Genomic DNA, 5,883 nt, shown 5'->3' on the forward strand with positions numbered 1-5,883 from the left:
CCCAGACGCCGCCTGCGCCCCGCACCGACACCGCGCTGGCCTGGTTCTTCGTGCTGGTATGGGGCTCAGGCTACCTGGCCAGCAAGACGGGGCTGCAGTACGCCGCGCCCTTCACCTTTCTCACGCTGCGCTTTTGCCTGGGCGTGTTGTGCCTGCTGCCCTGGGTGCTGTGGTCACGGCCGCGCTGGCCGGCCACGCGGCGCGAGTGGGCACACATCGGCGTGGCCGGGCTGCTGATGCATGCCATCAACCTGGGTGGCAGCCACCATGCGCAGACGCTGGGCCTGTCGGCCGGCATCACCGCGCTGCTGCTGGCCACGCAGCCGCTGTTCACGGCTTTGATTGCGCACCGCTTTCTCCACCAACGCCTCCAGGCGCGGCAATGGCTGGGCGTGGCGGTGGGCCTGCTGGGCGTGGCCCTGGTGGTGTGGCACAAGGTGGACGTGCAGGCCGTGAACGCCAAGGCGCTGCTGGCGGTGGCCATCTCGCTGACCGCCATCACCGCCGGCACGCTGTACCAGCGCCGCTACTGCCCCACGGCCGACCTGCGCAGCGCCTCGCTGATCCAGTTCGTGCTGTCGCTGGCGGTGCTGGCGCCGCTGGCCTGGGGCGTGGAGGGCTTTGCGGTGCGCTGGGCCTGGCCGCTGGCGGCGGCGGTGGTGTTCCTGGTGCTGTTCTCGTCCATCCTGGCCACCAACACCTTGCACCTGCTGATGCGCCGCGGCCATGCCACCCGCGTGACCAGCCTGCTGTTCCTCACGCCCATCGTGGCGGTGCTGCTGGAATGGGCGATGTTCGGCGTGGTGCCCACGCCGCTCAGCGCGCTGGGCATCGTGGTGACCACCGCCGGCGTGGCGCTGGTGTCGGCGCGCTGAGCGCGCGGCCCGCCCGCGCTCACACCCCCAGGTACCGCTGCCACAAGCCCCGGTCGGCCGACAGCGCGGGCGAGTCGCCCTGCCACACCACACGCCCGCGTTCCAGGATCACATGGTGGTCGGCCAGGGCCACCAGGCGGTCGATGTACTTGTCCACCACCAGCGTGGTCTGGCCGGCTTCCTTCAGTTGCCGCAGGCAGCGCCAGATGTCTTCGCGGATCACCGGGGCCAGGCCTTCGGTGGCTTCATCCAGGATGAGCAGTCGCGGGTTGGTGGACAGCGCGCGGCCGATGGCCAGCATCTGCTGCTCGCCGCCTGAGAGCTGGGTGCCCAGGTTGCGCGCCCGCTCCTTCAGGCGCGGAAACACCTGGTAGATGCGCTCGGCCGTCCAGCCGTCGCGCTGGCCGTTGCGGCTGGCGGCAAAGGCCACCAGGTGCTCATGCACCGTGAGGTTGGGAAAGCACTGCCGCCCCTCGGGCACGATGGCGATGCCCAGCCGTGCCACCGCGTCGGCGGCCAGGCCGCCCAGCGTGCGGCCGCCGAAGCGCACCTCGCCGGCGCGCAACCGCAGCGCGCCGATCAGCGTCTTGATGGTGGTGCTCTTGCCCATGCCGTTGCGACCCAGCAGCGTCACCACCTGGCCGGGTGCGATGTCGAAGCCGACGTCGAACAGCACCTGGCTGGCGCCATAGCCGGCCTGCAGGCCGCGGCAGGTGAGTAATGCGTCAGCCATGCGTGGCCTCCGTGGTTTCAGTGCCCAGGTACACCGCCTGCACCTGCGGGTGGCCGCGGATCTCGTCGGCCGTGCCGCTGACCAGCACCTTGCCGTACACCAGCACGGTGATGCGGTCGGCCAGCTGGAACACGGCGTCCATGTCGTGCTCGATCAGCAGGATGGCCATCTCGCGGCGCAGCGCGCCGATCAGCGTCACCATCTCGGCCGATTCGGCCGGGCCCATGCCGGCCATGGGTTCATCCAGCAGCAGCAGCTTGGGGCGGGCGGCGATGGCCAGCGCCACGTCCAGCTTGCGCTGCGCGCCGTGCGGCAGCTCACCGGCCGGCACGAAGAGCACATCGGCCAGGCCGGCGCGTTCGGCCAGGGCCAGCGCCTGGTCTTGCAGCGCCGTCTCCGACGCGCGCCGCCGCAGGAAGTGGAAGCTGCTGCCCGCATGGGCCTGCACCGCCAGCAGCAGGTTGTCCAGCACCGTCTGGCCCTTGAACACGCTGGTGACCTGGAAGCAGCGCGACAGCCCCGCCGCCACCCGCGCATGCGGCGGCAGGCGGGTGATGTCGTGCCCGTCCAGCAGCAACCGGCCCGCGTCGGGCTGCAGCAGGCCCGAGATCTGGTTGACCAGCGTGGACTTGCCGGCGCCGTTGGGCCCGATCAGCGCATGCAGCTGCCCGTGCTCGACGTTGAAGCTCACATGGTCGGTGGCCAGCAGCGCATCGAAGCGCTTGACCAGACCCTCTGCAATGAAGAGGCTCATGCCGTGGCCCTCCGCCCCAGCCGCAGCGCCGCCAGGCCGCGCGGCGCCAAAAACACCACCGCCACCAGCAGCAGGCCCAGCGGCCAGTGCCAGTAGTCGGTCACCTGGCGCATCAGCTCCTGCAGCGTGAGCCACAGAGCCACGCCCACCGGCGCGCCCCAGCGGTGGCCCACGCCGCCCACCACCACCATCACAATGAGCAGGGCCGATTGCGTCCAGTGCAGCATGCTGGGGCTGACGAAGCCATCCTGCAGCGCCAGCAGCGCACCCGACAGGCCGGCGATGGCGCCGGCGCCGGCAAAGGCCACCAGCTTGAGCCGGTACACCGGGTAGCCCAGCGCCTGCATGCGTGTCTCGTTGTCGCGAATGCCGGCCAGCGCCGCGCCGAAGCGGGCCTGCGGCAGCCGCGCCATCAGCGCATACACCGCCGCAGCCGCCAACAACACCAGCGCATACAGCGCATCGCCGCTGGCGGTGGTCAGGCCGGCGCCCAGCGTGGCGGGTAGGGTCAGCGTGTAGCCGTCGTCACCGCCGTAGCGCCGCAGCGAAACCACGGCGTAGTACAGCATCTGCGCAAAGGCCAGCGTGATCATGATGAAGTACACGCCCTTGGTGCGCAGCGAGACCGCGCCGATGAGCGCGGCCACCAGGCCTGCGACGACGAGGGCCGCCGGCAACATCAGCCAAGCCGAAGCCACGCCGCCATCGGCCAGCGCCACCACGGTGTAGGCACCCACGCCGACGAAGGCCGCATGGCCCAGCGCCACCATGCCGCCGCCGCCGATGAGCAGGTTCAGGCTCATGGCCGCCAGCGCGACGATCATCAGCCGCCGCACGAAGCCGACGTAAAAGCCCAGGCCCAAGGCGGGCAGCACGAAGGGCAGGCAGGCCAGCAGCGCCAGCACGCCCCAGGGAAGTAGACGGTGTTTCATGGACCTCACGCTCGCGCAGGGAACAGCCCCGAAGGTTTGAGCACCAGCACCACCGCCATCAGCAGGTACACCGCCATGCTGGCGATGGCGGGGCCCAGGTCGGCTGCCAAGGCCGGTGGCAGCGAAGCCCGCAGCACCGGCGGCAGGAAGGCGCGGCCGGCGGTGTCCACCAGGCCCACCAGCAGCGCCGCCACGAAGGCGCCGCGCACCGAGCCGATGCCGCCGATGACGATGACCACCAGCGCCGGAATCAGGATGGCCTCGCCCATGCCCACCTCCACCGCGCTGATCGGGCCCATCAAGGCCCCGGCCAGCGCCGCCAGCGCCGCGCCCAGGCAGAACACCAGCGTGAAGATGCGGCCCACGCGCACGCCCATCCACTCGGCCATCGCACGGTTAGAGGCACCGGCGCGCACCAGCATGCCCACCCGCGTGCGGTTGACCAGCACATACAGCCCCAGCGCCGCCAGCACGCCGGCCACCAGGATCAGCAGCCGGAAGGCCGGGTACGGCAGGCCGGGCAACAGCTGCACCGGCTCGGCCAGCGCGGCGGGCGTGGGCGCCATGATGGGCGCCGGCCCCCACACGCGCTTGACCAGGTCGTCGGCGCACAGGATGACGCCGAAGGTGGCCAGCACCTGCGACAGGTGGTCGCGCCCATACAGGTGGCGCACCAGCAGGGCTTCCAGCGCCAGCGCGACGAGCACGGTGACGGCGATGCCGATGACGACCGCCATGAAGAAGCTGCCGCTGGCCGCATGCACGGTGGCGCTGACGAAGGCGCCGGCCATGAACAGCGAGCCATGCGCCAGGTTGAGCGTGTCCATGATGCCGAACACCAGCGTGAGGCCGGCGGCCAGCAGGAACAGCATCAAGCCGTAGCCCAGCCCGTTGGCCAGCTGTTCGGCAAAGAAGATGGCGTCCATCGACTCAAGACAGCTTGCACTCGGCCGCGTAGGCGTCCTGGTGGTCAGTCAGCAGCTTGCCGGGCTGCAGCTGGTTGGTCAGCTTGCCGTCGCCGCCCTTGACCACGCGCCGCAGGTAGTAGTCCTGGGTGATGAACTGGTTGGGGCCGTACTTCACGGTGCCGCGCACCGACGTGAAGCCGCCGCGCGCCAGCGCCTGGCGCAGCGCGTCCTTGTCGGTGGCCTTGGCGCCGGCCTGGCGCACCGCGGTGTCCATCGCCGACACCACGTCGTAGGCAAAGGCGGCGTACAGCGAAGGCGTGCGGCCATAAGCCTTGCGGAACTCGGCCACGAAGGTCTTGTTGGCCGCGTTGTCCAGGTCATGCGCCCAGCTGCTGGGGTTGTACAGCCCCACCATCGACTCACCCACCGCAGGAATGATGTCTTCGTCGGCGGTGAAGGGGCTGGAGATCAGCACCACGTCCTTGGCCAGGCCCGCACCCGCGAACTGCTTGATGAAGTTGATGCCCATGCCGCCGGGCTGGAAGATGTAGATGGCATCGGGCTTGGCCGCGCGCAGCTGCGCCAGCTCGGCCGCGAAGTCGAGCTGGCCCAGCTTGGTGTAGATCTCGTCGGCCAGCGGCTGCTTGTACAGGCGCTTGAAGCCGTTGATGGCGTCCTTGCCTGCCGGGTAGTTGGGCGCCAGCGCCACCACCTTCTTGTAGCCCTTGCTGGCGGCGTACTGGCCGGCGGCCTCGTGCATCGCATCGTTCTGGTAGCTGATGCCGAAGAAGTACGGGCTGCACTGCGCGCCGGCCAGTTGGCTGGGGCCGGCATTGGGCGTGAGGTAGGGCACCTTGGCCGCGGCCAGCAGCGGCGCCACGGCCAGCGCCACGTTGCTGGCCACCGGGCCGGTGAACAGGTTCACCTTGTCCTGCTGCAGGAAACGCTCGACCACCTGGCGCGCCTGCTGCGGATTGCCGGCCGTGTCGGCCACCAGCAGCTCGGCCGGCTGGCCGCCGAGCTTGCCGCCCAGCAGCTTGAGGCCCAGCTGCAGGCCGTCGCGCACTTCGGCGCCGGGGCCGGCGAAAGGCCCCGACAGGTCGAGCGCAGCGCCCACCTTCAGGGTCTGGGCGGACACGCCGGCCACGCCGAGGGCCAGCGCGGCGGCGGCGATGCGAACAAGGGCTTGATGACGCATGGGGGCAACTCCGTGGGATGGAAAGTCAAAGGCGATTGAGGGGGCGGTCGGGGTCGGCCAGCGCCGCCGGATCTACCGGCTGGCCGGATTCGATGAGGCGGCGCGCCAGCCGCATGTCGCGCGCGGCATTGGCACCCAGGGCCGCGATCACGCGGCCTTCGTGCAGATGGAACAGCAGGAAGCGGTCTTCGTCGGGCCGGCCACGCATCACCGCGTGGCAGCCCGGGCGGTAGATGCCGTACACCCGCAGGTTGACGCCGAACTGGTCGGACCAGAACCAGGGCAGCGGCGGCGCCTCAGCCGGCTGGCCCAGCATCGCGCGGGCCACGGCAATGCCCTGGTGCTGCGCGTTCTGCCATGACTCCATCCGCACCGCGTCGCCGACCCAGGGGTTGGGCGCGCGGGCCACGTCGCCGGCGGCGTAGATGTCGGCATCGCTGCTGCGGCCTTGTGCATCCACGCACACGCCGTCGGCACAGGTGA

At 70.5% G+C, this 5,883-nt stretch carries 7 protein-coding genes; 1 reads left to right on the forward strand and 6 read right to left on the reverse strand.

Annotation, left to right across the window (positions count from 1 at the left end):
* Nucleotides 1-875: EamA family transporter (locus tag ABNT58_RS28715; protein ID WP_348756762.1), on the forward strand; the 875-nt coding region annotated here is incomplete at its 5' end.
* Between the two features lie 19 nt (nt 876-894).
* On the opposite strand, the gene ABNT58_RS28720 is transcribed toward ABNT58_RS28715, so the two are convergent.
* The 6 genes from ABNT58_RS28720 to ABNT58_RS28745 all read right to left on the reverse strand — a co-directional run.
* Nucleotides 895-1,608, reverse strand: a complete 714-nt coding sequence (locus ABNT58_RS28720; protein WP_348756763.1) for an ABC transporter ATP-binding protein — start codon at nt 1,606-1,608, stop codon at nt 895-897.
* Nucleotides 1,601-2,362, reverse strand: coding sequence for an ABC transporter ATP-binding protein (locus tag ABNT58_RS28725; protein ID WP_348756764.1), 762 nt, complete (start codon nt 2,360-2,362; stop codon nt 1,601-1,603). The genes ABNT58_RS28720 and ABNT58_RS28725 overlap by 8 nt, the downstream gene beginning before the upstream one ends.
* Entirely contained in the window at nt 2,359-3,294 is a 936-nt protein-coding gene (locus tag ABNT58_RS28730) for a branched-chain amino acid ABC transporter permease (protein ID WP_348756765.1), read from the reverse strand. The genes ABNT58_RS28725 and ABNT58_RS28730 overlap by 4 nt, the downstream gene beginning before the upstream one ends.
* Before the next feature lie 5 nt (nt 3,295-3,299).
* On the reverse strand, nt 3,300-4,220 hold the full coding sequence (locus ABNT58_RS28735) for a branched-chain amino acid ABC transporter permease (RefSeq protein WP_348756766.1): 921 nt from the start codon (nt 4,218-4,220) through the stop codon (nt 3,300-3,302).
* A 4-nt stretch (nt 4,221-4,224) separates the two neighbouring features.
* Nucleotides 4,225-5,400: a penicillin-binding protein activator gene (locus tag ABNT58_RS28740; RefSeq protein ID WP_348756767.1), complete on the reverse strand. Its 1,176-nt coding sequence runs from the start codon at nt 5,398-5,400 to the stop codon at nt 4,225-4,227.
* Nucleotides 5,401-5,425: 25 nt separating this feature from the next.
* Nucleotides 5,426-5,883, reverse strand: a 458-nt coding sequence (locus ABNT58_RS28745; RefSeq protein WP_348756768.1) for an oxidoreductase C-terminal domain-containing protein, incomplete at its 5' end; no start/stop codon positions are given.

Origin of the sequence: uncultured Aquincola sp., assembly GCF_964001545.1 — a bacterium.
GTDB lineage: Bacteria > Pseudomonadota > Gammaproteobacteria > Burkholderiales > Burkholderiaceae_C > Aquincola.

Bases quoted from the DNA above. Each gene is read 5' to 3' on its own strand.
- ABNT58_RS28720 (WP_348756763.1), bottom strand. From the start codon at position 1,608: ATGGCTGACGCATTACTCACCTGCCGCGGCCTGCAGGCCGGCTATGGC.
- ABNT58_RS28725 (WP_348756764.1), bottom strand. From the start codon at position 2,362: ATGAGCCTCTTCATTGCAGAGGGTCTGGTCAAGCGCTTCGATGCGCTG.
- ABNT58_RS28730 (WP_348756765.1), bottom strand. From the start codon at position 3,294: ATGAAACACCGTCTACTTCCCTGGGGCGTGCTGGCGCTGCTGGCCTGC.
- ABNT58_RS28735 (WP_348756766.1), bottom strand. From the start codon at position 4,220: ATGGACGCCATCTTCTTTGCCGAACAGCTGGCCAACGGGCTGGGCTAC.
- ABNT58_RS28740 (WP_348756767.1), bottom strand. From the start codon at position 5,400: ATGCGTCATCAAGCCCTTGTTCGCATCGCCGCCGCCGCGCTGGCCCTC.